Source organism: Bradyrhizobium sp. AT1, assembly GCF_001590795.1.
Classification (GTDB): domain Bacteria; phylum Pseudomonadota; class Alphaproteobacteria; order Rhizobiales; family Xanthobacteraceae; genus Bradyrhizobium.
The window spans coordinates 3,636,914-3,661,041 of sequence record NZ_JXDL01000001.1; the positions used below are offsets into that span (position 1 = coordinate 3,636,914).

Consider the following 24,128-nt stretch of genomic DNA (forward strand, 5'->3'; position numbering starts at 1 on the left):
GCTGCAGACCGCTATGGGCGGAGCGTTGTCGCGGCAGGACAGCCAAGGCTGGCGGCCGCATGTGCAAGGCGGACATCCAGATTTTCATCAGGGCCCACAACGAGCGCAATCTGGCGGAGTACGAAGGCCGAACCGAAATCGACGACGAGTTGCTCGCGGCTTTAATCCGCTGCACCAAGAAGCTGGAAGCGAATGTCGCCAAGCTCGCGCCGCCGGAAGCGAAGGGATAGCGTGCGCTATGCTGTCTAGTTGCAGGTTTGAACGGTGGAACTTGTCGGGCATGCGCTTGAAGCGAGCTACCTTGGCTCAGACGCCATCGGAAGCCAACGGCTCTTGACTTCCCACCTGTTCTCAGAACAAAAATAGAACAACCGAATCCCCTCCGCCGACAAGGTCCACTTGGCCAAGCCACCGATTCTGCCCGCTTATTACTATCTCGATCATTTCGTCGAGATGCTGGCATTCGTTCAGAAGACCTATGGCTCGGTCCTCTCCGGGGAACATCGCGCCTTTATTGCGCGCTTCGAGGGCATGTCGCGGGACGCGCGGTGCCTGCTGATCCGCATGGTCAATCGGCGCGGCGCGATCTTCAACCGATCCCTGTTCAGCTATCCCGAGATTGCCGACGTCGGACGCGCGGCGGCGGAACTGATGGCGGCCGGTCACGCCCGCGCGCTCGGCGAAGGCGACTACGCCGCGTTCGTGGCCTGCCTTCCCAGGGAGATTTTGGTCACGGGTGCACAGGCGGCCGGACGGGGCGACGTCCGGAAATCCTGGTCGAAGCCGAAATTCGTCGACTATTATCTCGAGCAGATCCCCTTCGCCGTCGCCGCGCAGCACTGCGGCGCGCACAAGTTCATCGCGCTCGACGGCACGAGGCCGATCGAGTTCCTCCTCTATCTCTATTTCGGCAAGACCCAGGTTGACCTGAAGAGTTTTGCGTTGCGCGATTTGGGCGTTCTGCGCACCAACCAGGAGACGGCCTTCAGCGCGCGGTTCTCCGACGGAGATGAAGCCCTGGCTTCATTCCACTACAGCCAGGTCCTCGACCGCCTCGACGTCAAATCGGACGCCGTTTGCAGACAGGCTGCCGTCGACATCCTCGCTGGCCCCGCCTGCGGCACCGAATACGCCGAGGAGCTGCGCAGCCGGGCGGCGCACCAGGCGGGATTGTTCTTCGAAAAGGCCGGCGATCACGATTTCGCCCGCCAGCTCTATCGCGCCGGCGCTTCGGCAGACTGCAATGAACGCCTGGTGCGTCTGCTCTACAACGAAGGCGACCGCCCCGGAGCCGAGGCCTTGCTGCAACGAATGATCGACCAGCCGTCGAGCGATGGCGAGCATCTGTTCGCGACCGATTTCTACGCACGAAAGTTCGGCGGGCGACGGACGGGCCTCTACACCGAGCTCCTGCGATCCGGGCGGACGATCACGGTGGACGACACGCATCGCGGCAATCCTGAAGCGGGCGTGGCGGGCGTGCTGCGGCGCGACGGCGCGACCGTCTTTCATACGGAGAATATGCTGTGGCACACCCTGTTCGGCCTGCTGTTCTGGGATGAGCTGTTCGAGAGCGCGCAACTGCCGAGCGGCTTCGATTGGGTGCCGCATTGCCTGAGGGATCGCAGCTTCAGCCGGCTGTTTGCGGCCTCGATCGCGGAAAAAATCGGCGCGATCGAAGCCGGGACGGCGCTGCCCATGATCCTGCGGACCGTTGCGGCCCGGTGGGGACGGCCCAATGGCATCTTCGCCTGGGACCATTTTCAGATCGAGGCCTTGCGCGCGTTGCTGCAGGGCGTGCATCCCTCAGGCCTCGCGCGGATCGTTCGCGCCATGTGCGAGGATTTCCGCGGCATGCGCGACGGCTTTCCCGACCTGATGGTCGTCCGCGACGGACGCGTCTCGTTCATGGAGATCAAGGCTGCAGGCGACGTTATCAGACGCAATCAATTGACCCGGCTTCACCAGCTCGGCGCCGCCGGCATCACGGCCGAGATCGGCCGTGTCGACTATGGCTTCGATCCGGACCAGGACTATGTCGTCGTGGATATCGAGACGACCGGCGCGTTCTCGAACGGTGACCGCATCACCGAAATCGGCGCGGTCAAGGTCCGCAATCATCAGGTGGTCGACGAGTGGCATAGCCTGATCAATCCACAACGTCCCATCCCCTGGAAGATCACCCAGCTGACAGGGATCACGAACGAGATGGTGCGGAACGCCCCGGTGTTTGCCGAAGTGAGCGAGAGCTTCCTCGATTTTATGGCCGACGGCATCTTCGTCGCCCATAACGTCAACTTCGATTATGGTTTCATCGCCTACGAGTACCAGCGGCTGGAGCGTCGCTTCCGGTTTCCGAAGCTTTGTACGTGCGCCGGGATGCGCCGCCGCTATCCAGGACACGAATCCTACGGTTTGGGAAAGCTGTGCGATATCTATGGAATTGCGCTGCCCAATCATCATCGCGCGCTGTGCGACGCGCGGGCCTCCGCGCATCTGCTGAACCTCATCAACCACAAGCGTGATGACGATTTGACCGCGGATGTCGAGGCCGCCTAGCGGAGCCAGCCGGCGTTTGATCCCCGAAGGAAGGCGATTTCCTATGCCTGAGGACAGCGCGAACTGCCGGCCGAAGTGCGGAACGCGTGGACAAGCCCGGCCCTGCCGTTTCGGAATCCCTGCCCCGTGCTAAGCGCCGGGAACGAGCAGGGGCGGCGCGGATTCGTCCCGGCGAGGAGCGATCTCGATGCTAATGACCAGGGAAAGACGGCCGGCGATCCGCACGCTGCGCGGATGGGCGCTCGGCGTGCTGCAGGAGGCTGGCGCCATCCACGAATGCGAGGAGCATGGCTGGGCCAAGGACCGCGCCGACCCTCACGCCCGCGCACGCGCCATCGATCTCGCCCGCCAAGAACCGCCAGCCGGTGTTTCTCCCGATGAGGCGATCGCGGAGATCCGCGACGTCCTCGATTCCATCGGAGACATTTGTCCGGAATGCCCGGACGGAGATTGCTGACGCGGCACCGATCGGGATATCCGAGCCGCCGGCTTCCGTTCGATGGCTAGTCCTCGGCGGTCTCTCTCCGCCGCTGCACCTCGGCGTACCATGCGGCGTAGGGCGTGTTTTTCGCCATGTGCCGGTTGAGGTCGGGAGCGCCGTCCGGCCACCACACCGGGCCGCGCTCGCCGAGGGCGCGCTTCGCGTCGTCGACGGCGCGATGGGCCGCCGCTTCCGCCTCGGCATCGTCCGCCGCCTTGGCATCGCGGACCGCGCGCCGCGCCGTCATCAGGCGCTTGACCAGCTCGGACTTGTCCCGCTCGCTCAGATGCGGATTCGCCATCCGCCACAGCCGTCCGCGGACGACGAAATATCGGCCGTCCGGGGTGACCGGATGTTTCACGCTCAAGCCGACTTCCGCCGCGCTCCCGTCGCCGGCTTCTTCGCCGCCGCTTCCTTCGGTTGCTTCTTGCCCGCGATCGGCATCAGCATCTCCTTCTGTCCGGCCGCCGCCTTCTTCGGCTTCTTCGCCGGCTTGTCGGCCTTCGCAGGCGCGGCCTCCTTCCCGGCTGCCTTGCCGACGCTCCGGCGCAGCGCCTCCATGAGGTCGACGACGTTCTCGCCTTTCGGCCGCTCCTTGGGCTGGATCACCTTGCCGGCGCGCTTTTCGTTGATCAGGTCGATCAGCGCCGTCTCGTAATGGTCCTCGAACTTGTCAGGCTCGAAGCGCCCGGCTTTCTGGTTCACGATGTGCCTGGCGAGATCGAGCATGTCCTTGGTGACCTTCACGTCCTGGATATCGTCGAAATATTCATTCTCGCCGCGCACCTCGTAGGGATAGCGCAGAAGCGTGCCGACGAGGCCCTTGTCCATCGGCTCCAGCGCGATGATGTGCTCGCGGTTGGTCAGCACCACGCGCCCGATCGCGACCTTGTCCATCTCGCGGATGGTCTCGCGGATCACCGCGAAAGCGTCGTGGCCGACCTTGCCGTCGGGGCGGATGTAGTAGGGCCGGATCAAATAGCGCGGGTCGATGTCCGATCTGTCGACGAACTCGTCGATCTCGATGGTGCGCGTGGATTCCAGCGCGATCTCCTCGAGCTCGTCCTTGGAAACCTCGATGTACTGCCCCTTCTCCAGCTCATAGCCCTTGACGATGTCCTCGTTCGGCACCTCGTCGCCGGTCTCGGCGTCCACCTTCAGATATTTGACGCGGTGGCCGGTCTGCCTGTTGAGCTGGTTGAACGAGATCTTCTCGCTCTCGGAGGTGGCCGGAAAGAGCGCCACGGGACAGGTGACGAGCGACAGTCTCAGGAAGCCTTTCCAATTGGCGCGGGGGGCCATGTACGCAGAACTCCGGTTCGAGGCGGCTTGGATTCAAGACGAACGGCCGGCCCGGGTTCCGACATGGCATGTGGATAAAAGTGCAACCCTCCGAATTCAGGCGTTTTTACATTCCCATCAATTCTTGTTCTTTGACCTTGCCGCCGGCAAACATCCCCCCGCGCGGTCCTTGCCGCCGTGCGCGGCGATGAACATGGCGACGGCCGACCGGCAATAGGATTCGATTTCGTCGTCGTCCTCTGCTCTCGCCTGATCGAAGCGTGCGATCATCAGGAGATCGGATCCTTTGAAAAGCGCGGCGAACAAGCGGGCGGACTGGAGAGGATCGGGGACGTTCAGAAGACCTTTCGCGTGCATCTGACACAACAGGGCCTCGATTTGGGCGGTGATATGGGCGGGGCGGGCTTCGTAATGGAGCTTGCTTAACGACTTTTGATTTGTCGTGTCGGCCATGATCATGGCTTCGACATTGCGGACTTCCGGCTTCAACAGCGTGCGAAGCAGGGATGATCCCACCGCTATGAGTTGATCTTCGGCCGAACCATCGACGCCTTCAAAAAGGGCCTGGGCAAACTCATGGCAGCCGGCCGCCATGGCTGCGCTGAACAGCGCCTCCTTGTTCTCGAAGTGCCTGTAGATGCTGAGCTTGGATATCTTCGCCCGCTGCGCGACCTTGTCCAACGTCGTCGCCTGAAAGCCTAATTCCACAAAGAGTTCGCTCGCGGCATCGAGGATGGTTTGGCCAAGCGCCTCGTTGGCGGGCCGGCCGCGCCGGCCCTGTCTGTTTTCGGTCACGACAATTCCAGTACTTGACAGTATCCCAATTCTGACATTACGATACCACGCAGTACCTTAAATGCGCAAGCCAGTGTGTGGGAGCCCATCATCATGGATGACGTCATCATCATCGGCGGCAGCTTTGCCGGTCTCGCGGGCGCCCTGCAGCTCGGCCGTGCCCGCCGCAAGGTCACCGTTCTCGATACCGGCCTGCCGCGCAACCTCTTCGCCGGCCACTCGCATGGTCTGCTCGGCCACGACCACAAGCCGCCGCTGGACATCCTGGCCGAGGCGCGGCGGCAGCTGGCGCGTTATCCCACGATCAAGCTGGTCAGGGCCCGGGCCCACAGCGTCTCGGGCACCATCGACGATTTCAACGTCCTCACGTCCGAGGGCGAAAGCCATGGGGCGCGGCGTCTGATCCTGAGCTATGGCGTCGCCGACCAGATGCCTGATGTTCCGGGCTACGCCGATTGCTGGGGCACGTCGATCGTGCCCTGCCCCTATTGCGACGGCTTTGAAGTCGCCGGCCGGCATTGGGGCCTCGTCTGGTCCAGCCCGCAGTCGCACAATCAGGCCAGGCTGTTCCTCGATTGGACCGACAAGTTGACTGTCTTTGCCGATGGTCACGACATTCCGCCCGATATCCAGGCCGATCTGGCGCGCCGCAACATCCCCGTTGTCGATGGCCGGATCGTCGAGATCGCCCATCACAAGGGCCATATCGCCACCGTCAATCTCGCGACCGGCCACAAGGTCGCGGTCGACATCCTGTTCGCCAATCCGCGCACCAAGCCGTCCGCAAGCCTGCATGAATCACTGGGCCTTGCCACCGTGCCTACGCCCGTCGGCATCGTCCTCAAGGTCGACGAGCGCCGCCAAACCAGCATGCCCGGCATCTACGCCGCCGGCGACCTCGCCACGCCCTTCTTGCCCTCGGTCACCCAGGCATCATCGCAGGGCGCGATGGCGGGTATCTTCGCCCAGCAGTCGATGGTGGTTTGAGAGCAAGCAGCATCGGTCATGCCAGTTTCAATTTCGCATAGAAGGGAGCACCACCATGGCCGTCTTCAAGCCATTCAAGCCGCTCGACGATAATTTTCCGTTTGAGCGCCAACTCGGTATCGCGGCCGCGCCTGTCGTGCTCATCAACCTCTTCATGGTCGATTCCGCCGACGAAGCGGGCTTCCTGGACGCTTTCAAGGCGGCTGCCGAGATCATAACGAAGCAACCGGGCTTCATCTCAATGCAACTGCACCGAGCGATCGGCGATAGCCCGACTTACCTGAACTATGTGGTGTGGGAATCCACCGAGACGGTCCGCGCCGCCTTCACTGATCCCGAGTTCCTCGCGAAACTTCCGGCATATCCGTCATCGGTCGTAGCCCGCCCGCACCTGTTCCAAAAGGTCGCCGTCCCCGGCTTTTGCACGGCCTGACTCCGGAAATATGGCAAGGCGCGGTGCTGGTTTTAGAGCGTAGATCGGAGCATGAGCATGGCCGTCGAACCCGACAGCGCGGGTGTGCGCTTCCCTCCGCCCTTCGTCTATCTGGGAGCACTGCTGTTGGGGCTGGCGGCAGAGCGGTTCGTCACCCCCAGCTCTTTCGGCGTCGACTGGCGGTTGCTGGTCGCGACGGGCGCGCTGCTGTTCGTTGCGGGCGCGGCGATGATGCTTGCGGCGGCGGGGCTGTTCCGACGGCTGGGCACCAACGTTCCGCCGTCGCAGCCGACGACCTTCATCGCAACGACCGGCCCTTATCGGTGGACCCGCAATCCCATGTATCTCGGCATGGCACTCATCTATGCCGGCCTTGCAATCGGCTTCGACGGACCGATCGCCTTCGCCTTGCTCCCGTTGGTGCTGATCGCGATCCAGACGCAGGTGATCGCCCGCGAGGAGCGCTATCTCGAAGCGAAGTTCGGCAACGACTACCACCGCTACAAGGCCGAGGTTCGCCGCTGGCTCTGACGATTGCGCCGCTGCCCTCTGCGCGGCCGCCCGTCAGCAGCTTTGCCAACAGATCGCTGTCGTTACCCCGAGCAGCCTTCAGTATCTGGAAAGTATCCATCCGTCTTGCAGGGCCGTCGGCTATCCAACAACAGGGTGCATCAATGGTCTACAAACTAATCGTCAAGAAAGAGATCCGCAGGAGCTTCGATCATGTCAACAACCAGCGTTGGGATGACGCTGCAAAGGGCCTGACACCGAACGCGTATCACTGGGTTGCCGGAGATCATGCGTTGGGAGGTGAGCGACATGGAAAGCAATCGGTAAAGCAGTGGTTCGAGCGCATGGGCCGTGTTTTCCCGAAGCTGCTCATCGATATCGAGCAGGTCGAGGTGACGGGTTGGCCATGGAAGACCACGGTGTTCGTCAAGTGGCGGGCCAACGCGAGGCTACTGGACGGCCAAAGCTCGTATGTGAACAGGGGCGTCCACGTCTTCAAGTTGCGATGGGGCAAGGTTCATTCGATTGAGGAATACTTCGACTCGCAGGCTGCAGAACGAAGCCTCGCGATCCAAGCTCGTGCCGGTTTGGATGAAGCTGCGGCTGGACCAATCGTGAGCTAACGCGGGATCATCCGTGTGATGCCGCCATCAGAACAAGGGTGTGGCATGGAAGAGCAAAATGCTGATCAGGTCGCCGGCTGGAATGGCCAAAGCGGGGAGCGCTGGGTCGCCTACCAGGCCCGGCTCGACGCCATGGCGGCGGTGTTCGGCCAGGCCGCGATCGAAGCCGCCGCGCCCGCGACGGGCGAGCGCGTGCTGGACATCGGCTGCGGTGCGGGCGCGTCGAGTCTGGCTCTGGCCGCCCGCGTCGGCGCGGCAGGCCATGTGCTGGGCGTGGACATATCCGAAGCGCTGATCGGCCGAGCGCGCGCGCTTGCGCCACAGGATACGCCGCTCCAATTCAGGGTGGCCGACGCCAGCAGCGCCGAGTTGCCCGAGGGTGTGTTCGACATCCTGTTCTCGCGCTTCGGAGTGATGTTCTTTGACGATCCTACGGCGGCGTTCGCTCATATGCGCCGTGCCCTCAAGCCGGGCGGGCGGGTCGCTTTCGTCTGCTGGCGCAGCATGGCCGAGAACGATTGGGTGCGCCTGCCGATGGATGCGATCAAAGGCATCGTCCCGCCGACGGCGCCGCCCGATCCCGAAGCGCCCGGCCCATTCTCGTTCGGCGACCGGGGGCGGGTGGCTCGCATCCTGACGGCGGCCGGCTTCACCGACATCGCTCTCGCGCCCTTCGATGCTTCCATCCCGTTTGGCGAGGGCGCGACGCGGGACGCGGCGATCGACGAGGCGGTGAAGATGACGTTCGAGGTCGGCCCGCTGTCGCGCGTGCTCGCTGGTCAGCCCGACGACATCCGCGCCCGCGCATCGGCCGCGGTTCGCGCCGCCTTCGCGGGCTGCCCCGGCGAGCGATCGGTGATGATCGGCAGAACGACGTGGATCGTCACGGCGCGCAATCCGGCAAGCTGAACGTGGCCTTGCGCGGCCAGTTCAGAGATCATCCGAGCGGCCCGTTCAAGGATCGCGCCACCCCCGGGAGGGGACGATGCAAGAAGCTCGGTGCGCTCGGGCAAAGTTCGATGCAAGCCAGCGCAATGAGCAACCGCTGCGGTGGTCGCTTGCAATGGTCGCCACATTCTCAATGCCCCGGCTTGACCAGCGGGCATTCACTGTCCGCCAAGGGCGCATAAACATCGCCACTCGGGACCTTTTCGAGCACGTTGTAGTATTCCCATTTCGACTTGACCTCGGACGGGTTCTTCACCTGGACGAGATAGAAGTCGTGCACGAGCTTTCCGTCCTCGCGCAGCTTCGCGCCCCGGGCGTAGAAATCGTCGACGGGGGTCGAACGCATGGTCTCCAGCACGGGATCCGTTGCATCGGTGCCGACCTTCGCGACGGCTTTCAGATAATGGCTCACGCCGGAGTACACCGCGGCCTGCGGCGCCGTGGGCATGGTGCCGCGAAGCTTGTAGAAGCGTTCGCCAAAGGCCCGGGTCTCTTCGTTCAAGGCCCAGTACCAGGCCGTGAGCGTCGTCAGGCCCTTGGCGATGTCCGGGCCCATGGCATGAACATCGCTGATGAACATCAGTTCAGCCACGGGCTTCTGGCTGCCCGCATTCATGCCGAATTCGTTCCACTGCTTCATCAGGGTGACCAATTGCTCGCCGGCATTGGCGAAGGCGATGATCTTGGCTCCCGACGCCTTTGCCTGCAGGATGAAAGAGCTGTAGTCCGCGTTTCCGATCGGGTGAAACACCGCGCCGAGCGACTTGCCGCCGGCTTGCGCGAGCACGCGCTGCGATTCCGACACCATGTTCTTGCCGAACGCATAATCGGCCGCGATGAAGAACCAGGTGTCGTAGCCTTGCGAGACCAGCGTGCGGATCGGCCCCGACACCAGATTGTAGGAATCGTGCAGCCAGGCCAGCCCGGTTCGCGAACATTGCTTGCCGGCAAGCTCGGTGGTCGCCACCGCCGCATAGACCGCGATCTTGTTCTTGTCGCGTGCCAGCGACTGGATGGCCAGTCCAACCGCGGAGTTCGACACGTCGGCAACCATGTCGACGCCATCGACGTCGAACCATTTCCGGACGATGCCGACGCCGATATCCGGCTTGTTCTGGTGGTCGGCGGCCACAATCTCGACCTTGATCGACGGGACCTGCTTCTGGAAATCCTCTGCCGCCATCTTGGCGGCCGTGACGGAGCCCGGTCCCGACAAGTCGGACAGCGGTCCGGTCTGGTCGTTGATGATGCCGATCCGGACCACGCCGCCGGAGAGTTCGCCCGCGCCGGCGGGGAGGTACGATCCGATGAAAGCTCCAACGATCAGAAGTGTCGCGACGCGGCAGTTCCAGGCCATGCGAGTACCTTTCCAAAGATGACGTTGGGGCTTCCCTCCCGTTGACGAGCGAGCTTAAGCGGCCACTCTTGATTTGAGTTTCGTGACCGCCTTCTGGACTGCCGCTGCGCGCTTGCGGAGCCAAGGTTCGGCGTCCGCGCGCATGCGCGCAATCAGCTCGGGTGGTGCATTCTGCACGGTGAGATCGAACGGCGGCTGCGGCTGGTACTCCAGCATGAGCTGGAGGTTCTTCGCGACATCCTCGCCGCAGAGTTCAGCCGCGACCTTGAAACCGAAATCGATCCCTGCGGTCACGCCGCCGCCGGAAATGCGGTTGCGATCGACCACGACGCGTTCGTCGACGGCAATCGCGCCGAAGGCGGCGAGCTGGTCGCTCATCAGCCAATGGCAGGCCGATTTGTATCCGTCGATGAGTCCCGCCGCGCCGAGGATCAGGCAGCCGGCGCAGACCGAGGTGATGTAGCGCGCCGATCCACCTTTCTCGCGCACGAAGGCGATCACCTCGTCGTCGTCCATGGTGTCGACCTGTCCCGGCCCGCCGCCGATGCAGAACACGTCGAGATCCGGGCAGTCGGCGAATGTCGTGGTCGGCAGCAGCGGCAGGCCGACGTCGCTCACGACGGGCTCTATGCGCTTCCACAGCAGATGCACCCGAACGTTCGGCAGGCGGGCGAAGACTTCGAAAGGCCCGGTGACATCCAGTTGGGTCATCCCCGGATAGTACAAAATTCCGATCTCGATCCGCTTGCCGGACATGCATCGCTCCTCTCGCTGAACAAACGCATGTTGACAGGCCCGCCGGTTTGCCGAAATGTCATAATACACGCAATTCCTGCCAAGGCTTGCCCATGGCTCGTTCAACCGTTCGCCGTGTCGTCTTCGTTCTGTTCGAGGATTGCCTGCTGCTCGACTTCGCCGGGCCGCTGCAGGCTTTCGAGCTCGCCTGCGAAACATCGGAGGCTGGACGCGCGCCCTATGTCTGGCAGATCTGCTCGTTGAAGGGCGGAGCGGTCAAAACCTCGTCCGGCCTCGAGGTGATGACAACCGCACTGTCCGACTGCGCCCGCAAGAACATCGACACCCTCATCGTGGGTGGTGGCCCCGGCGTCCATCGCGCTGCTGCCGAGGCCGGTTTGGTCGACTGGTTTCGTTCAGCCGCGCCGAATATCCGGCGTGTCTGCTCCGTTTGCACCGGCACGTTCGTTTTGGCCGCGGCCGGCCTGCTTCACGGACGAAGCGCGGTCACCCATTGGAGCTCCTGCGACCTGCTGCGCGCCCAACATCCCGACGTTTCGGTCCTGGTCGACCCCGTCTTTGTTCACGACCGCGGAATCTGGACGTCCGCCGGCGTGACAGCCGGCATCGATCTCGCGCTCACGCTGCTGGAAGATGATCTCGGACACGGCGAAGCCATGCGCGTCGCGCGGCGCATGGTCGTCTTTCTCAAGCGCCCCGGTGGGCAGGCCCAGTTCAGCGTGCCGCTGTCGCTGCAATCATCCGAAGACAGAGCGTTCGAGAATATCGCGACATGGATGCAGGACAATCTCGGCCGCGATCTGCGTGTCGAGAGCCTGGCGGAAAGAGCGGGCATGAGCCCCCGCACCTTCGCGCGCGTCTTCCGGCAGAAGACCGGCCGCACGCCGGGCAAGGCGGTGGAAGAGCTGCGCGTCGAAGCGGCCCGCCGGGCGCTGGAAGAATCCGCATCGAGCATCAAGGAAATCGCCGCCCGCGCGGGATTTCAAAGCGAGGAGCATTTGCGGCGTGCTTTTCGCCGCCGCCTCAATGTGCTGCCGCAGGATTATCGCGTCCGGTTCTCTCAGGGGCGGCCGCAGTAAGGGCGGAGGATTGCCGGCGTGCGATTAGTTCGGTTCGCCTTCGAAGTTCGCAGGCTTATGAATCAAATGCAGATCTCCTCTGACAGCGACCTTTCGATCCGCTGAGATCGAGGCCGAGCTCAACACAAGCGCATGGACCCACGGCGCCTGTCGGACCATACTCCCCAGGCATCACTTTGTTCGACGAGCAAGGGAGCCGGCGGATGTATGCCAACATTCTCTTGAGCACGGATGGATCGGACGTCGCCCGAAAAGGCGTCGAGCACGGCATCGCCCTGGCGAAGGCCCTGAACGCCAGGCTGACGATCATCACCGTGACCGAAGCGCTGCCGGTCGACTATGGCAGCGGACACGCCTCGGGATGGATCCCGACGCAGGACGAGGTCGACAGCTTCGACGCAGCCTGCAAGGCCCGCGCGGACAAGGTGCTCGATGACGCGCGCGCGATGGCGGAGCAGATCGGGACGCCTGCAGAACTTCTGCATGTTCCCAATGCGCATCCGGCGACCGCGATCATCGAAACGGCAAAGTCCAGGGGATGCGACCTGATCGTCATGGCCTCGCATGGGCGCCGCGGCCTCAGGAAGCTGTTTCTAGGCAGCCAGACATCCGAGGTCCTGGTGGACGGAAGCGTACCGGTGCTGGTGGTGCCGAAGCCGGCATGAGTGTAGGACTCTCTTCGCATCGCTCCGCCATTTCGCCGGGCACCGCGCAGGGCCGCCTGTCTGGCGGCAGGAGAATGTCATGACCAGTGAAAAAGGCCCGAACATCAAGAAGAAGCAGAAGTGCAAGAATTGCGAGGGCAAAGGTTTGGTCAAGAAGGGCGACAAGGTGGTGAAGTGCCAGCGCTGCAAAGGCACGGGCGTGCGGTGACGTTGCGCTGACAACCGCTGGCGCATGCGGTTGCCCGGCCACGACGGGCGCATGTCAGGCAAGCCGTCGCCTGACGCGCGACGAAGCGGCTCTCGTGCCTGGCATCCCATCCTCCTCCAACCGGATGAGGCAAGGCACCGCCAATGTGCTATCGTCCGCCCGGAAGCACGAACGGAGAGACTCCATGCCCACCAGCGTCAAGCAAATGATCGAAGCCGCGAACGCGGCGGTTCCCAAGATCACGTCGGATCAGGCCGCCGAGATGATCAGGAGCGGCAACACGCTCGTTGTCGACGTGCGCGATGCGCCGGAGGTCGCCGCCAGCGGCAAGATCGCAGGCGCCGTGCATGTCTCGCGCGGAATGCTGGAATTCCGCGCGGATCCTGAGCTGCCGTCCCACGACAAGGCGTTCGACAAGAGCAAGAACGTCATTCTTTACTGCGCGTCCGGCGGCCGGTCGGCGCTGGCCGGCAAGCTGCTGAAGGATATGGGCTACGACAAGGTCTACAATCTCGGTGGCTTCAAGGACTGGACGGGCGCGGTCGAAAAATAGGACGCGCCCGCCGGATCAGGCGGAACGCGGCATGGCGTGGGGCTGGTCGCTTCGCTCGCCCAGCAGCTTGCCGGTGGTGCTGTTGACGAAGTGCAGCGACATGCAGGACGGGCACCTGACGGCCACATAGCTGTCCGCCGGCTCGAAATGCTCGGGCCGCTCGTCATCAATCCGATGCTGGACGTTTATGCCGGTGCGCGGGCACCTGAAGAGGACTTGGCGCTGCATATCCTACTCTATGCTCCCGAACCGCCGCCGGCGATATTGCGGACGATTCCTTAGGGGCCTTCCCATATTTGCGATGGGTCAAGGCGAACGGTTTTCGGGCGGCTATGCTGTGTGCGGCATCGGGCGACTTGTCGCTCCGCTGCCGAACGAAGCGGAACCCGGACTCCTAGGCACTCCGGGCGCCGCTTCGAAGACAGGGCGATCGCGATCAGGCAGCCGGCTCCAGACGGGCGGCTTCGCCGGCAGGTTCGATAGAACCGGCCCGACGGTGTCATACGGTCCGCACGACCCGCCGCCGCGCACAGGCCACCATCGCGCAAGGCCACAACCGCGACTGCCTCGCTCAGGAGAGCAGCCATGATATCCATATCCGCCAAGCTCGATGATCTGACCGCATTGGTGCGCTACGCGCTCGAGACGACGCGTGCCACCACGGTCTGCCCTTTCCACGACGAGGTCGTCATCCGCGTCGGCGATGACGCCGCCGAGAGCCATGCCTACGAACGCGCCAAACGCGTCCTCGGGAGCGACGGCACCGCATTCGACGGCAACGCCCTCAGGGACGAGATCGGACGCCAGCTCGCCATCGCCGCGGACGGGCGCTGCCCGAAATGCGACTGCGCCGATCCGGCCGGCTGAGGCGCGCCGCATTCGACGTCTCACTTCAATATTGCGTCCCTCGTCGCGCGAAGGATGTCGTCCGACAGCTTGGGATCACTCACCGCGCGGGCGAGCACGAGGGCGCCGACCATAGAGGCGGCGGTTACGATCGCCCGGTCGTCGCGCTGCCGCGGCTTCGATGCAGATGGCATGCGGCTCCTCAGGAGCGCGATCACGCCTCGCACACCGACGGTGAAGCGCTCCCTCACGCCGCTCGTTTGGCGTGACACCTCACAAGCCAGGGCCGCAAACGGGCAGCCGCTGGCTGGAGCGTCGCGATGGGCCGGCGAGAGGTATTCCGAAACGTAGTCGTCGAGCGCGAAGTCTTCGGGCAATTCCTTCGCCTTGGCGCTGATCGCATGGCCGACCGCTTCCTCGACCAGTCGCTCCTTGGAGCCGAACTGACTGTACAGGCTGCCGTGTGTCATCCCGGCCGCCTCGGCGAGGGCGTCGACACCGACGCCAGCGATGCCCCGCTCCCGCAGGAGGAGGGCGGCGGCATCGAGAATGCGCTCGCGATTTTGGGCGGCCTGTTCCTTGGAAACGCGCATGGACTGGTCCTCGGGCACTGGCCCTTGACAATTATCATTACGATCGTCATGTATATCATTAGTTACGATCGTAATCAAAACATTTTACGGGGCCCGGGCCGCATCGGAGACCAGCTCATGACCAAGTTGAAACCAAAAGTCGCCCTCGTGACGGGCGCCTCGTCCGGGATCGGGGAAGCCACGGCGGCGCGGCTCGCGCAGGCCGGCTACGAGGTCTACGGCACCAGCAGACGGGGGGCACAAGGCGGCAACCAGTCGTTCGCGATGTTGGCCCTCGACGTGACCCGCGACGAATCCGTGGAAGCCGCGGTCAGCGAAGTGATGCAGCGCGAAGGCCGCATCGACCTGCTGGTGAACAATGCCGGTTTCGGCGTCGCTCCGGCCGGCGCGGAAGAGAGCTCGATCGAGCAGGCACGAGCGATCTTCGAGACCAACTTCTTCGGACTGGTCCGGATGACGCGTGCCGTCGTCCCGCACATGCGGCGGCAGGGCGATGGGCGGATCGTCAATATCGGTTCGGTGCTTGGTTTTCTGCCGATGCCTTACGGCGCGCTCTATGCGGCGACCAAGCACGCGGTGGCCGGCTATTCGGAATCGCTCGACCATGAGCTGCGCACGAGGGGCATCCGGGTGGCGGTCGTCGAGCCCGCCTATACCAAGACGCCGTTCGACGCGAATTTGATGGAGCCCGACGCCAAGCTCGACGCCTATGACAAGGCGCGGACCGGCGTGGCCAGGCGGGTGATCGAGGTGATGGCTACGGCCGAACAGCCCGGTGTCGTGGCCGAGACCGTGCTGGAGGCGGCGAGCGCAGCGCGCCCAAAACTCCGATATTCCGCCGGCAAGCTCGCGAAGCGCCTGCGCTTCCTCCGCCGATATGCGCCTGCGAACCTGGTGGATGCCGGGCTTCGCAAAGACCTGCGGCTCGATACGCCGGCACCAGCAACCACCCGCACCGCCCGGGCCTTCTGACGGCGTCGAAGAACCTTTGGACCGTGAGGAGAAAATGAAAGCTCTGATCTTCAAACGGTACGGCGCGCCCGACCAGGTGGTGCTGGCCGAGATCTCCCGGCCGAAGCCCGCGGCCGATGAAATTCTGGTCCAGGTTCACGCCGCGGGCCTGAACCCGATCGACAACATGATTCCGAAAGGGGCATTCAAGCCCATCCTCAAGTTCGATCTGCCGGCCACGCTGGGCAGTGATCTATCAGGCGTCGTCGTCGAGGTGGGAAGCCGCGTGACCCGCTTCAGGCCGGGCGACGCCGTGTTCGCCAACATCTTCGACCTCGGAACGGGCGCACTCGCCGAGTTCGCGCGCGTGCCGGAGAGTGCCGCTGCGCTCAAGCCCGCAAACCTGGACTTCGTGCAGGCGGCCTCGATCCCGATGGTCGGCCTGACGTCCTGGCAGGCGCTCAAGGAGAGGATAGACCTCAAGCCCGGGGAGAAGGTGTTCATCCCCGCGGGCGCGGGCGGCATCGGTACCTTTGCGATCCAGCTCGCAAAATATCTTGGAGCAAAAGTCGGGACGACGACCAGCACCGCAAATGTCGACCTGGTGCGTAGCCTCGGAGCTGACGAGGTGGTCGACTACAAGACACAGCAATTCGAGCAGGTGCTGCGAGGTTACGAGGCCGTGCTTGGGACGGTCAGGGGCGATGCGCTCGAGAAATCTCTACGGATTCTGACGCCGGGGAGCAGGATTGCTTCGCTCATCGGTCCGCCAGACGCCGCGTTCGGGCGCGGACGGAGGATGAACGTCTTCATGGTGTTGCTGTTTGGCCTGCTGAGCTGGAAGATCATTCGCAAGGCCCGCAAGGCTGGCGCGACATATTCGTTCCTGTTCATGCGACCCGACGGCGCGCAACTCGCCGAAATCGGCGAGCTTCTCGCAACCGAGCGCATCCGACCGGTGATCGACAAGGTGTTTCCCTTCGACCAGGCCAAACAGGCGCTTGCCTATCTCGAGCAAGGACGAGCCAAGGGAAAGGTCGTGGTCCAGATGAGGTGACGGCGGAGCCCTCACCCCTCGACCCGCCAAAGCCTCCACCTTTCCGGCACGCCCTTGAGCCGGTGCACGCCGTGATCCTTCAGGCTGATCGCAGACTGCGCCTTCATCAGCTCCCTGACCGCGCTCGACACCAGCACCTCGCCGGCACGCGCCTTCGCCGCAACGCGGGTGCAGATGTGGAAGGCGAGGCCGACCATTTCGCCGGCGCTGATGGTGTATTCGCCGGCATGCAAGCCAATCCGGATCTCGAGACCCAGCGTGCGCACCGCCTTCTGGATCGCGGTCGCGCACGCGATGCCGGTTACGGGCTTCTTGAAGGTGGCCAGCACGCCGTCGCCCGTGGTCACGACTTCCTTGCCGCCGCACGTCTTCAACTCCTTGCGCACGGCGGCGTAGTAGTGGCCCATCACCTTGGTCCAGCGCGCATCGCCGAGCTTGGCGGCCTTCGCGGTGGAGCCGACGATGTCGACGATCAGGATCGTGGCCAGCGCCTGCTTGAGCTCGGCGCCACCGTCGGCTGCGCGGCGCCGGGGCGAGATCGGCCCAGTCAGCGGTTCATAGCGATGGCTGCGTCGCCTCGCGATCGCAGCCTTGGTATATTCCTGGGCCTTCTGCGCCGTGCCGCAGCGGATCGTCTTTTCCTGCGGCAGCCGCGTCCAGGAGACCTTTCGTCCATCGCCGGCGCCCTGCACTTCCACGGCGCCCCACTTCAGGAAGACCGCCGAACCAACGCGCCTGACACACCACGCTTTCGACGTGTACCCGGATACGTTCGACTGATGGATTCCGATGCGCAGGAATTTGGGCATTGTAGGTGTGGCTGATCGCAGGACCGAGGGCTGGTCGAACTGAAGCGTAGTTGCACATTCCCGCATTGGCAACAGACGAGCTGCGCCCTCGCCAGGCATCGGCTCGATCTCGATACAGATCATCTCGATCGTCAGCCCTGCTTCGTCGCGATCGTCAGACGGATTCCGGCCGCGGTCAGAACCACCCCCATGACGAGAGACGCGTTGATCGGCTCCTTCAGCACCGCTGCCGAGATCAAAAGCCCGATGCCGGGTGTGGCCAGCAACGCCATCGACATGGTGCTTGCGGCAAAGCGGCGTCCGGCCTCGACCACGGCCCAGTAAGCGAACGCGGTTGCGACCGGCGCGACGTAGACGAGCGTGGCCGCGCCGAGCGGCGATATCGCCGGCAGCGTGCCCTCGACAGAAACGGCCATGGGAAGGAGCAGGATTGCCGCGATCAGCATCTGCCAGGGGGCGAGGCTCAACGCCGACGACGCGAAGCGATGCCCCCGGACAGTCACGATCGTAACGGCCCACGCAGTTGCGGCGGTCATCAGCATGGCATAGGCGATGGTCTGCTTGCCGATGGCGGTGAAGGACGGTGATGCGATCACGGCGGTTCCTGCGCATCCGATCAACACGCCCGCCACCATCCGCGGGTTCAGATCTTCGCCCAGCCGCCAGGCCGCAAGCGGCGCGACGACGATCGGCGTGGAAAAGGCCAGCACCGACGCGCGCCCAGGCGGCAAGATCGTCAGCGCGAGCCCCGTGAGCGCGGAATACGCTGCCATCTGGAGCGCGCCCGAAACGACGACAAAGGGAAGATCGGACGGCGGCGGAAGGGCGAACTCGCCCCGCGCGGTCAGGAGGCCGAACAGGATGAGCGCCGCGATCGCGTAGCGGAGACAGCCATACCAGATCGGCGGAATCTGGCCGACGCCAATCTTGATCACAGGCCAGCTGGCCGCCCAGATCAACACCAGCGACAGCAACAGCAGCCAGTCGCGCGGCCTTGGGGCCACAGCCCCGGCGGATGCGGCCGCCGGCGATTCAGAATCTTTCACTGGACGGCCGCAGGTCGATCTCATGGGTCCACGCGCTGCGGGCCTGCCGATGCAATTGATAGTAGCTCTCCGCGATCGCCGCAGGCTGGAGCAGGGTCCCCGAGGAATCGTCCTCCCGCGCGATCATGCCGTCGAGGATGACGTGCGCGACGTGAATGTTCTTTCGGCCGAGCTCACGCGCCATCGCCTGCGCCAACGCGCGCAGGGCGAATTTCGGCGAAGCAAAAGCGGCAAATCCGTCGCCGCCGCGGATCGATCCGGTTGCGCCGGAGAAAATGATGGTGCCGCCTCCGCTGTCCAGCATGGACGCCGCCGCCGCGCGGCCGACCAGGAACCCGGCGAAGCAACCCGTGCGCCAGGCCTGCTCGAACAAATCCTCGGAGATGTCGAGGATCCCTCCCTGGTCCCAAATGCCGACATTGAACACGACCAGGGATGGCGGCCCGAGTTCGCTCCTCACGCGTACAAACGCCTCCTTGACTTGTCCGGAGATCGTGGCATCGCAGGCGTAGCCGCGAACCTGATCGCGGTGCGGCTGACCCGCGCCGCCGCTGCGCGACAACGCGGCGACGCGCATGCCCTCATCCGCAAAGCGTGTCACGAGCGCGTTGCCCAATCCGGCACCCGCGCCGACAACGACGGCAACCTGATGCGAGTTCATGTCCGAACCCTCCGGATTTGAATGGACGTCATGCCTTGGATTTCACGTAACGAACGAGGCCGATCACGTCCTCGGCGACCAGCCGCCCGATCGCACCGCTGGAATAGACGGCGGTGACGACTCTTCCGTCGGGATCGAGCACAAATCCGGTGGATTGCTGGTAGCGTGGACTATCGTTGACGTAAGCGCCGGTCGCCGCGGCGACCCTGTCGGCATCGACGCGGTAGCCGACCGGAAAATTCAACCGGTGCTTTTCGACCAGCGCGCTGGCGTCGATCTTGTCGTCGACGGACATGGCAACGACCCTGATCCCGAGCTCATCGAGCTTCTCTTTCGCGCGCGCAAAGGCCGAAAGCTGCGCGTTGCAGTACGGGCACCATGACCCGCGATACATCAGGATGACGCCGTAGTGACCGGCCAGGTACTGCACGACGGAGACCGTGCCATCGGCAACCGTATCGAGCGTCAGGGGCGGAAAGGCATCGCCATTGTTGAGACGAGACATTGTCGCCTGCTCCAAATTGGACTATTTAGTCCAGTTACTTGCCAGCCGACTCCCTGTCAAGTACGGTGACGGCCATGAACAAAAACGTGACTGCATTGCCCAAGACCGCGTTGCCGAAGACGGCACGGGGCGCGGCAACACGCGCGCGCATCGTCGATGCGGCAACGGCGCTGGTGCGCGCGCGAGGCGCCGCGAACACGACGATCGATGCGGTGATCGAGGCCAGCAAGGCCAGCAAATCGCAGGTGTATCACTACTTCGCCGACAAGGATGAGCTGGTCTTGGCGGTGATCCAGCGACAGGCCGAGTGCGTGCTGGGCACTCACGAGGGTCTGTTGCGCAAGCTCAATTCTCTCGCCGGACTTCGCCGCTGGCGCGACGCCGTCGTCGAGCTGACGGAGCAAACCAATTGCGCCGGAGGCTGTCCGCTCGGCTCGCTGGCGGCCGAACTTTCGGAGACCCCGCGCACGCGTGCGGCGCTGGCGGAAAGTTTTGCGCGCTGGGCCGGTTATTTCGAAGCGGCATTCGCGAGAATGCAGGCGCGGGCCGGGAAGACGCCTGCCAGCGATCTAGAGGCGCTTTCGGAGGCGATGCTCGCCAGCCTGCAGGGAGGATTGTTGCTCGCACAAACCCTGCGATCGACGAGGCCTCTGGAACTGGCGCTGGATATGGCGATCGAGCATGTCGCGACGCGGCTGAAGCTCTAGCCGGCAATGCCCGCTTCAGCCGTGATACGCAAACAGCTCGATCGGATCGCTGAAGCCGCGCACCTCGTGCTTGCCGACATGCTCCAGCTCGAACTTCGGCTCCACCAGCTCCGCGAAGTCGCGGGACAGCAGCACCGTCCGCCCCAACAGCTTGGTGAGGGCCTCGAGACGGGAGGCCATGTTGACGGCGGGGCCGATCACGGTGAAGTCGAGCCGGCTGGTTGATCCGATATTGCCGTACATGACGTCGCCGACATGGACGCCGATGCCGTAATTCAGCGGCGCGCGGCCCGTGCCGTTGTTCCGCTCGTTCAGCGCCGCCATGGCCTGCCGGGCTTCTGTCACGGCACGGAGCAGGTTCGCGCAGGCGTCGGGCGCTTGCAGCGGAAAGATCGCGAGCAGGCCGTCGCCGATGAATTTCAGGATCTCGCCGCCATGCCGGGCAATCGGCTCCGACATCGCGTCGAAATAATCGTTGAGGAGATCGATGACGTCGTCGCGCGGCCAATTGTCTGAGATCTTGGTGAAGTCCCTGAGATCGCAGATCATGATCGCGGCGCGCACGGTCGTGCCGGTGCCGCGCCGGGTCGCGCCGGCCAGGATGAGCTCGCCGGCATGGGAGCCGACATAGGTCTCCAGCAGGGTTCGCGCCAAGCGGTTCTTGATGCGGATCTCGCTGACCAGCGCCAGCACCGGCAGGAGCTTCTTGAGCGCGGCGATATGCGCGGGCTCGAAGCCGCCCGGCCGGTCGGTGGCGAAGGTGACGACGTGCTGCTTGCCGAGCGTGTGATAGAGCGGCCAGGCGACGTAGTCGGTCAGCCCGGCGGCCCGCATCTCGCCGTAGATGGCGTGCTTGCGGCCGAGCGTGGCATCCTGTTCCAGATTCTCGCGAAGCTCGGCGGCGCCCTCGATGACCTCGCTGGCGGGACTGCCGATGTATTCGGAGCGCTCGCGGACGTCGTAATCCACCCGCGCGATCTCCGCGCCCGTCATGCCGTCGGACCACATCATCCGGGCTCCGAGCCATTGCGGATGATTGATCTGGACGTGAAGCGTCGACCGCTTCAGCGGAATGCCGGCCTGCTGCAAGCGGATGCACATTTGCGCGAAGATGTTGTCGATAAAGCGCTCGTCGCGGGTGCCGTTGGTCAGCCAGTCGATGACGCCGTCGGCTTGCGTGGGGACATTGTTGGTCGGCGGCGCGGTCATCGTCTGCCCTTCAGCGGCGGTGTGCATCGCGAGCACATATCGTGCTCCGAGTTCGCGCCGTCAACCTGGCCGATTGCCCGGATTGTGCGCAAGGAGTGATCGCGCTAGCCGACCAGCCGGATCGAGCCCAGCACCGCCAGCCCCGACACCAGCGCGAGCTGCGAGGCCGCGGCAAGTTCCACCCTCAACGTGTCTTCGTGCGAAAGTGAAAATTCCTCGTTATCGAGGCGAACGCGGCAATCGCCGCGCGCGGCGTAAACCAGATGTGTGCCGGCGGCAAGCTCCCGTGCGCCGGGCTCGCGAAGAGCGACAAGCTCGATCTCCGCCGCGCCGCGCCGGGCCATCAGGTTCACGACCTCGACCGGGCCGGCTTCGAGCGCGGTCACGATCTCCATCTCGCCGGTGAAGCGCACCGTCGTAAAAGGTTCACGCTCGTCGAACTCCTGCGTGGGCGACTTCAGCACCAAGCCGCGGCCATCGACGACCATCTGCAGCCGGTCGATGCCGGGCATATGCGAGAACGGACCGGGCGCCACGATCGGCGTGCTCGCAAAGCGCCAGAGCAGGCTGCTCCAATCCTTCGCCGCCTCGGCGCGCCAGGCGCCCGCAATGTCGGTGAAGATGCCGCCGCCGTTCTTCCAGGGCGAGCGGGTGTAGTCGTCAGGTTTCAGCAGCGTGGTTTTCATGATCCTGGCTCGTCCGGAATGGCATCGTGCGCGTGACAGTATGCCGTCCAGTTGGGCCTCCAATAGTCAGGGACGTCAACCCTGATCACCGGATCTTGCATGCAAACTGATGACACGTTTTGCGTCACACGCTAAGATTGCACCATTTCATTGACGTCTTTTTGGCTCCGCCTCGTGGAGATTCCCTTATGTTCAAAGTTATTGAGAGAAGCGATTTCACCGAAATCCACTTGCGCCACGTTCCTGAAGGCCATCTTTACATTTTTCAAGTCATCATCGTTGGCGGTCGACACCTGATCAAATCAGGAAAAATGGCTGAAAACGCGCATTCGCACACCGCGGCTTTCAGGTACGCGCGTCAAGCCAAGGAGTTTGCAGCTGAAGTCGCAAGCCAACGAGATTATCTGTTGCTTCCCCTTGAGCGTTTTGCGTCGCCTATTTTGGTGGAAGCACCAGCTTCGGAGGATGAATCTCCTGCCCCGGCAGCACAATCGTTGCAAAGCCCTCAAGCCCGCGGCGGGTCTTCTCTATTCTCTTCGCTCATGGGCATGCTGCTATTCGTTGGACTTCTCGTGCTGTTATTCGCCTTATCTCGATGACGCCGCTATTTCGTCGCCAGTGCCGCGACGGCGCGCCAGGCGGCGTCGGGCGCTGCCGATGCGAGCTGCCGGCAGCGGTCCCGCATCAGTTCGGCAGGACGATCGTGGCCGCGGCGTTTCAACACGGCCTCGAAATCGGCGAGCGCATCAGTGAACCGCCGGGCACGATAGGCGGCAAGGCCGCGCTCGTAATCGGCGATCCAGCCGACCGCCTCGTCGTCGATGGCGTCCCCGTTCACCATCCCGATCAGCTCGTGGACGGAGAGTCCCTCCTCCCGTCCGTAGACCGCGATGCTGTCGACCTCGCGCGTGACGATTGCGCCGCGCGCCAGGCGCTCGGTCGCCTCGCCGATCAGGATCTGCGTGCCGTAGGATTTGTTGGCGCCTTCGAGCCGGCTGGCAACGTTCACGGCATCGCCGATCACGGTGTAGTTCAAGCGCAGCTCCGAGCCGATATTGCCGACCAGCATGCGGCCCGAATTGACGCCGATCCGGATCTGGAGCGGCTGGCCGAGATCGTCGGTGAGGCCGGATTGCTCCACTGCTCTGCGACAGGCTAGCGCGGCGCGGCAGCATCGCGCGGCGTGATCGTCCTGCGGCTGCGGCGCGCCCCAGAACGCCATCACGGCGTCGCCGATGAACTTGTCGATGGTGCCGCCATTGGCGACGATGATCTCAGAGGTGACGTCGAGATAGCGCGACAGCAGCGGCACCACGCGATCGCCCAGCCGCTCGGACAGGCCGGTGAAGCCGGCAATGTCGATGAACATCACGCTGAGCTCCTGGACATGGCCGCCGGGCTTCGCCTCGACGCCCTGGCGCAGCAGATCACGGACGAGATCGGCCGGGATGAATTTGCGGAAGGCAGAGAGGCCGGACGCCATCTCGGCGATCGCGCCCGACAGGCTCGCAATCTCCTTCAGCCGCGAGGGATGGCGGCGGACCTGCTCCAGCGCAAAGGCCTCGACATGCCGAAGCTCGCCCACGACCCGCGACAGCGGCGCGGCGATGACGGAACGCGCCAGCATCGCCGAGGCCAGCGCCGCGAGCACCGCGCCGATCGCAAGGCCCAGGATCAGGCGCCGCAGCGTGGTTTCGACCGGTCCGAGAAACTCGGCCTCCGGGATCACGGTGGCGAGCGACCAGCCGGGAAACGGCAGCGGCGTCAGCGCAACCTCGTAGGCCGCGCCGCCCGACGTGAGC

31 protein-coding genes are annotated in these 24,128 nt (G+C 64.1%); 17 read left to right on the top strand and 14 right to left on the bottom strand.

Going from position 1 to position 24,128, the window contains the following annotated elements:
• Positions 1-59: 59 nt before the first annotated feature.
• From SE92_RS35890 to SE92_RS16970, 3 genes are all read left to right on the top strand, one after another.
• Positions 60-230, top strand: a complete 171-nt coding sequence (locus tag SE92_RS35890) for a hypothetical protein (protein WP_157095518.1) — start codon at positions 60-62, stop codon at positions 228-230.
• A 169-nt stretch (positions 231-399) separates the two neighbouring features.
• Positions 400-2,559 (top strand): exonuclease domain-containing protein, encoded by a 2,160-nt coding sequence (locus tag SE92_RS16965; RefSeq protein ID WP_063196786.1) that lies wholly within the window; start codon positions 400-402, stop codon positions 2,557-2,559.
• Positions 2,560-2,746: 187 nt separating this feature from the next.
• Positions 2,747-3,016, top strand: coding sequence for a hypothetical protein (locus SE92_RS16970; protein ID WP_063196787.1), 270 nt, complete (start codon positions 2,747-2,749; stop codon positions 3,014-3,016).
• 46 nt (positions 3,017-3,062) lie between these two features.
• Here the strand turns inward: SE92_RS16970 and SE92_RS16975 are convergent, their stop codons facing one another.
• The 3 genes from SE92_RS16975 to SE92_RS16985 form a co-directional block, all read right to left on the bottom strand.
• The gene (locus tag SE92_RS16975) at positions 3,063-3,401 is read right to left on the bottom strand and encodes a hypothetical protein (RefSeq protein WP_084251835.1); all 339 of its coding nucleotides are present in this window, start codon (positions 3,399-3,401) and stop codon (positions 3,063-3,065) included.
• A 2-nt stretch (positions 3,402-3,403) separates the two neighbouring features.
• Positions 3,404-4,342: a non-homologous end joining protein Ku gene (gene ku, locus SE92_RS16980; protein WP_063196789.1), complete on the bottom strand. Its 939-nt coding sequence runs from the start codon at positions 4,340-4,342 to the stop codon at positions 3,404-3,406.
• A gap of 117 nt (positions 4,343-4,459) precedes the next feature.
• Positions 4,460-5,137 carry a TetR/AcrR family transcriptional regulator gene (locus SE92_RS16985; RefSeq protein WP_063196790.1) on the bottom strand — a complete coding sequence of 226 codons (678 nt, stop codon included), beginning with the start codon at positions 5,135-5,137 and terminating at the stop codon, positions 4,460-4,462.
• Between the two features lie 93 nt (positions 5,138-5,230).
• Between SE92_RS16985 and SE92_RS16990 the strand changes: the two genes are divergently transcribed.
• The 5 genes from SE92_RS16990 to SE92_RS17010 all read left to right on the top strand — a co-directional run bounded on the left by SE92_RS16990 (position 5,231) and on the right by SE92_RS17010 (position 8,599).
• On the top strand, positions 5,231-6,124 hold the full coding sequence (locus SE92_RS16990; RefSeq protein ID WP_063196791.1) for an NAD(P)/FAD-dependent oxidoreductase: 894 nt from the start codon (positions 5,231-5,233) through the stop codon (positions 6,122-6,124).
• A gap of 55 nt (positions 6,125-6,179) precedes the next feature.
• Positions 6,180-6,557 (top strand): antibiotic biosynthesis monooxygenase family protein, encoded by a 378-nt coding sequence (locus SE92_RS16995; protein ID WP_063196792.1) that lies wholly within the window; start codon positions 6,180-6,182, stop codon positions 6,555-6,557.
• A 57-nt stretch (positions 6,558-6,614) separates the two neighbouring features.
• Positions 6,615-7,088 (top strand): methyltransferase family protein, encoded by a 474-nt coding sequence (locus tag SE92_RS17000; protein ID WP_063203590.1) that lies wholly within the window; start codon positions 6,615-6,617, stop codon positions 7,086-7,088.
• A 143-nt stretch (positions 7,089-7,231) separates the two neighbouring features.
• Positions 7,232-7,690, top strand: coding sequence for a nuclear transport factor 2 family protein (locus tag SE92_RS17005; protein ID WP_063196793.1), 459 nt, complete (start codon positions 7,232-7,234; stop codon positions 7,688-7,690).
• Between the two features lie 45 nt (positions 7,691-7,735).
• Positions 7,736-8,599: a class I SAM-dependent methyltransferase gene (locus SE92_RS17010; RefSeq protein WP_063196794.1), complete on the top strand. Its 864-nt coding sequence runs from the start codon at positions 7,736-7,738 to the stop codon at positions 8,597-8,599.
• 169 nt (positions 8,600-8,768) lie between these two features.
• Here SE92_RS17010 and SE92_RS17015 read toward each other — a convergent pair whose 3' ends face one another.
• Both SE92_RS17015 and SE92_RS17020 read right to left on the bottom strand, forming a co-directional pair.
• Positions 8,769-9,995, bottom strand: a complete 1,227-nt coding sequence (locus tag SE92_RS17015; protein ID WP_063921221.1) for an ABC transporter substrate-binding protein — start codon at positions 9,993-9,995, stop codon at positions 8,769-8,771.
• Positions 9,996-10,049: 54 nt separating this feature from the next.
• Positions 10,050-10,751: a DJ-1/PfpI family protein gene (locus SE92_RS17020; protein ID WP_063196795.1), complete on the bottom strand. Its 702-nt coding sequence runs from the start codon at positions 10,749-10,751 to the stop codon at positions 10,050-10,052.
• A gap of 92 nt (positions 10,752-10,843) precedes the next feature.
• Between SE92_RS17020 and SE92_RS17025 the strand changes: the two genes are divergently transcribed.
• The 4 genes from SE92_RS17025 to SE92_RS17035 all read left to right on the top strand — a co-directional run bounded on the left by SE92_RS17025 (position 10,844) and on the right by SE92_RS17035 (position 13,256).
• On the top strand, positions 10,844-11,830 hold the full coding sequence (locus SE92_RS17025) for a GlxA family transcriptional regulator (protein ID WP_063196796.1): 987 nt from the start codon (positions 10,844-10,846) through the stop codon (positions 11,828-11,830).
• A 203-nt stretch (positions 11,831-12,033) separates the two neighbouring features.
• Complete coding sequence (locus SE92_RS17030) at positions 12,034-12,495, top strand: universal stress protein (protein WP_063196798.1); 462 nt, start codon at positions 12,034-12,036, stop codon at positions 12,493-12,495.
• Between the two features lie 79 nt (positions 12,496-12,574).
• On the top strand, positions 12,575-12,703 hold the full coding sequence (locus tag SE92_RS37380; RefSeq protein WP_256561183.1) for a hypothetical protein: 129 nt from the start codon (positions 12,575-12,577) through the stop codon (positions 12,701-12,703).
• Between the two features lie 184 nt (positions 12,704-12,887).
• Positions 12,888-13,256: a rhodanese-like domain-containing protein gene (locus SE92_RS17035; protein ID WP_063196800.1), complete on the top strand. Its 369-nt coding sequence runs from the start codon at positions 12,888-12,890 to the stop codon at positions 13,254-13,256.
• A gap of 15 nt (positions 13,257-13,271) precedes the next feature.
• On the opposite strand, the gene SE92_RS17040 is transcribed toward SE92_RS17035, so the two are convergent.
• Entirely contained in the window at positions 13,272-13,484 is a 213-nt protein-coding gene (locus SE92_RS17040) for a hypothetical protein (RefSeq protein WP_063196802.1), read from the bottom strand.
• Positions 13,485-13,841: 357 nt separating this feature from the next.
• On the opposite strand from SE92_RS17040, the gene SE92_RS17045 reads away from it, so the two are divergent.
• Entirely contained in the window at positions 13,842-14,123 is a 282-nt protein-coding gene (locus SE92_RS17045) for a hypothetical protein (RefSeq protein ID WP_063196804.1), read from the top strand.
• Positions 14,124-14,143: 20 nt separating this feature from the next.
• Here the strand turns inward: SE92_RS17045 and SE92_RS17050 are convergent, their stop codons facing one another.
• Positions 14,144-14,695 carry a TetR/AcrR family transcriptional regulator gene (locus SE92_RS17050; RefSeq protein WP_063203592.1) on the bottom strand — a complete coding sequence of 184 codons (552 nt, stop codon included), beginning with the start codon at positions 14,693-14,695 and terminating at the stop codon, positions 14,144-14,146.
• A 117-nt stretch (positions 14,696-14,812) separates the two neighbouring features.
• Here SE92_RS17050 and SE92_RS17055 point away from each other — a divergent pair, with 117 nt between their 5' ends.
• Positions 14,813-15,667, top strand: a complete 855-nt coding sequence (locus tag SE92_RS17055) for an oxidoreductase (RefSeq protein ID WP_063196805.1) — start codon at positions 14,813-14,815, stop codon at positions 15,665-15,667.
• 34 nt (positions 15,668-15,701) lie between these two features.
• Positions 15,702-16,703, top strand: a complete 1,002-nt coding sequence (locus SE92_RS17060) for an NADP-dependent oxidoreductase (protein ID WP_063196807.1) — start codon at positions 15,702-15,704, stop codon at positions 16,701-16,703.
• 11 nt (positions 16,704-16,714) lie between these two features.
• Here SE92_RS17060 and SE92_RS17065 read toward each other — a convergent pair whose 3' ends face one another.
• From SE92_RS17065 to SE92_RS17080, 4 genes are all read right to left on the bottom strand, one after another.
• Positions 16,715-17,512, bottom strand: a complete 798-nt coding sequence (locus SE92_RS17065; protein ID WP_063196809.1) for an adenylate/guanylate cyclase domain-containing protein — start codon at positions 17,510-17,512, stop codon at positions 16,715-16,717.
• A gap of 131 nt (positions 17,513-17,643) precedes the next feature.
• Positions 17,644-18,486 carry a DMT family transporter gene (locus tag SE92_RS17070; RefSeq protein WP_198172660.1) on the bottom strand — a complete coding sequence of 281 codons (843 nt, stop codon included), beginning with the start codon at positions 18,484-18,486 and terminating at the stop codon, positions 17,644-17,646.
• A 58-nt stretch (positions 18,487-18,544) separates the two neighbouring features.
• Positions 18,545-19,219 (bottom strand): SDR family NAD(P)-dependent oxidoreductase, encoded by a 675-nt coding sequence (locus SE92_RS17075; protein WP_063196811.1) that lies wholly within the window; start codon positions 19,217-19,219, stop codon positions 18,545-18,547.
• Between the two features lie 28 nt (positions 19,220-19,247).
• A complete protein-coding gene (locus SE92_RS17080) occupies positions 19,248-19,724 on the bottom strand; it encodes a peroxiredoxin family protein (RefSeq protein WP_063196813.1) in 477 nt (158 codons plus the stop codon).
• A gap of 74 nt (positions 19,725-19,798) precedes the next feature.
• Here SE92_RS17080 and SE92_RS17085 point away from each other — a divergent pair, with 74 nt between their 5' ends.
• Positions 19,799-20,431 carry a TetR/AcrR family transcriptional regulator gene (locus SE92_RS17085; RefSeq protein ID WP_063196815.1) on the top strand — a complete coding sequence of 211 codons (633 nt, stop codon included), beginning with the start codon at positions 19,799-19,801 and terminating at the stop codon, positions 20,429-20,431.
• A 15-nt stretch (positions 20,432-20,446) separates the two neighbouring features.
• Here SE92_RS17085 and SE92_RS17090 read toward each other — a convergent pair whose 3' ends face one another.
• Together SE92_RS17090 and SE92_RS17095 are read right to left on the bottom strand one after the other, a co-directional pair.
• Entirely contained in the window at positions 20,447-21,640 is a 1,194-nt protein-coding gene (locus SE92_RS17090) for an adenylate/guanylate cyclase domain-containing protein (protein WP_063203594.1), read from the bottom strand.
• 104 nt (positions 21,641-21,744) lie between these two features.
• Positions 21,745-22,326, bottom strand: coding sequence for a HutD/Ves family protein (locus SE92_RS17095; RefSeq protein ID WP_063196817.1), 582 nt, complete (start codon positions 22,324-22,326; stop codon positions 21,745-21,747).
• A 188-nt stretch (positions 22,327-22,514) separates the two neighbouring features.
• Here SE92_RS17095 and SE92_RS35895 point away from each other — a divergent pair, with 188 nt between their 5' ends.
• Positions 22,515-22,925, top strand: coding sequence for a hypothetical protein (locus SE92_RS35895; protein ID WP_157095520.1), 411 nt, complete (start codon positions 22,515-22,517; stop codon positions 22,923-22,925).
• A 5-nt stretch (positions 22,926-22,930) separates the two neighbouring features.
• Here SE92_RS35895 and SE92_RS17100 read toward each other — a convergent pair.
• Positions 22,931-24,128 (bottom strand): adenylate/guanylate cyclase domain-containing protein (locus SE92_RS17100; protein WP_198172661.1); only part of this gene is annotated, 1,198 nt, incomplete at its 5' end.

What these genes read in the sequence shown, in the direction of transcription:
- SE92_RS35890 (WP_157095518.1), top strand. Translation starts at nt 60, where the DNA reads ATGTGCAAGGCGGACATCCAGATTTTCATCAGGGCCCACAACGAGCGC.
- SE92_RS16970 (WP_063196787.1), top strand. Translation starts at nt 2,747, where the DNA reads ATGCTAATGACCAGGGAAAGACGGCCGGCGATCCGCACGCTGCGCGGA.
- ku (WP_063196789.1), bottom strand. Translation starts at nt 4,342, where the DNA reads ATGGCCCCCCGCGCCAATTGGAAAGGCTTCCTGAGACTGTCGCTCGTC.
- SE92_RS16990 (WP_063196791.1), top strand. Translation starts at nt 5,231, where the DNA reads ATGGATGACGTCATCATCATCGGCGGCAGCTTTGCCGGTCTCGCGGGC.
- SE92_RS16995 (WP_063196792.1), top strand. Translation starts at nt 6,180, where the DNA reads ATGGCCGTCTTCAAGCCATTCAAGCCGCTCGACGATAATTTTCCGTTT.
- SE92_RS17000 (WP_063203590.1), top strand. Translation starts at nt 6,615, where the DNA reads ATGGCCGTCGAACCCGACAGCGCGGGTGTGCGCTTCCCTCCGCCCTTC.
- SE92_RS17005 (WP_063196793.1), top strand. Translation starts at nt 7,232, where the DNA reads ATGGTCTACAAACTAATCGTCAAGAAAGAGATCCGCAGGAGCTTCGAT.
- SE92_RS17010 (WP_063196794.1), top strand. Translation starts at nt 7,736, where the DNA reads ATGGAAGAGCAAAATGCTGATCAGGTCGCCGGCTGGAATGGCCAAAGC.
- SE92_RS17015 (WP_063921221.1), bottom strand. Translation starts at nt 9,995, where the DNA reads ATGGCCTGGAACTGCCGCGTCGCGACACTTCTGATCGTTGGAGCTTTC.
- SE92_RS17020 (WP_063196795.1), bottom strand. Translation starts at nt 10,751, where the DNA reads ATGTCCGGCAAGCGGATCGAGATCGGAATTTTGTACTATCCGGGGATG.
- SE92_RS17025 (WP_063196796.1), top strand. Translation starts at nt 10,844, where the DNA reads ATGGCTCGTTCAACCGTTCGCCGTGTCGTCTTCGTTCTGTTCGAGGAT.
- SE92_RS17030 (WP_063196798.1), top strand. Translation starts at nt 12,034, where the DNA reads ATGTATGCCAACATTCTCTTGAGCACGGATGGATCGGACGTCGCCCGA.
- SE92_RS37380 (WP_256561183.1), top strand. Translation starts at nt 12,575, where the DNA reads ATGACCAGTGAAAAAGGCCCGAACATCAAGAAGAAGCAGAAGTGCAAG.
- SE92_RS17035 (WP_063196800.1), top strand. Translation starts at nt 12,888, where the DNA reads ATGCCCACCAGCGTCAAGCAAATGATCGAAGCCGCGAACGCGGCGGTT.
- SE92_RS17040 (WP_063196802.1), bottom strand. Translation starts at nt 13,484, where the DNA reads ATGCAGCGCCAAGTCCTCTTCAGGTGCCCGCGCACCGGCATAAACGTC.
- SE92_RS17045 (WP_063196804.1), top strand. Translation starts at nt 13,842, where the DNA reads ATGATATCCATATCCGCCAAGCTCGATGATCTGACCGCATTGGTGCGC.
- SE92_RS17050 (WP_063203592.1), bottom strand. Translation starts at nt 14,695, where the DNA reads ATGCGCGTTTCCAAGGAACAGGCCGCCCAAAATCGCGAGCGCATTCTC.
- SE92_RS17055 (WP_063196805.1), top strand. Translation starts at nt 14,813, where the DNA reads ATGACCAAGTTGAAACCAAAAGTCGCCCTCGTGACGGGCGCCTCGTCC.
- SE92_RS17060 (WP_063196807.1), top strand. Translation starts at nt 15,702, where the DNA reads ATGAAAGCTCTGATCTTCAAACGGTACGGCGCGCCCGACCAGGTGGTG.
- SE92_RS17065 (WP_063196809.1), bottom strand. Translation starts at nt 17,512, where the DNA reads ATGCCCAAATTCCTGCGCATCGGAATCCATCAGTCGAACGTATCCGGG.
- SE92_RS17075 (WP_063196811.1), bottom strand. Translation starts at nt 19,219, where the DNA reads ATGAACTCGCATCAGGTTGCCGTCGTTGTCGGCGCGGGTGCCGGATTG.
- SE92_RS17080 (WP_063196813.1), bottom strand. Translation starts at nt 19,724, where the DNA reads ATGTCTCGTCTCAACAATGGCGATGCCTTTCCGCCCCTGACGCTCGAT.
- SE92_RS17085 (WP_063196815.1), top strand. Translation starts at nt 19,799, where the DNA reads ATGAACAAAAACGTGACTGCATTGCCCAAGACCGCGTTGCCGAAGACG.
- SE92_RS17090 (WP_063203594.1), bottom strand. Translation starts at nt 21,640, where the DNA reads ATGACCGCGCCGCCGACCAACAATGTCCCCACGCAAGCCGACGGCGTC.
- SE92_RS17095 (WP_063196817.1), bottom strand. Translation starts at nt 22,326, where the DNA reads ATGAAAACCACGCTGCTGAAACCTGACGACTACACCCGCTCGCCCTGG.
- SE92_RS35895 (WP_157095520.1), top strand. Translation starts at nt 22,515, where the DNA reads ATGTTCAAAGTTATTGAGAGAAGCGATTTCACCGAAATCCACTTGCGC.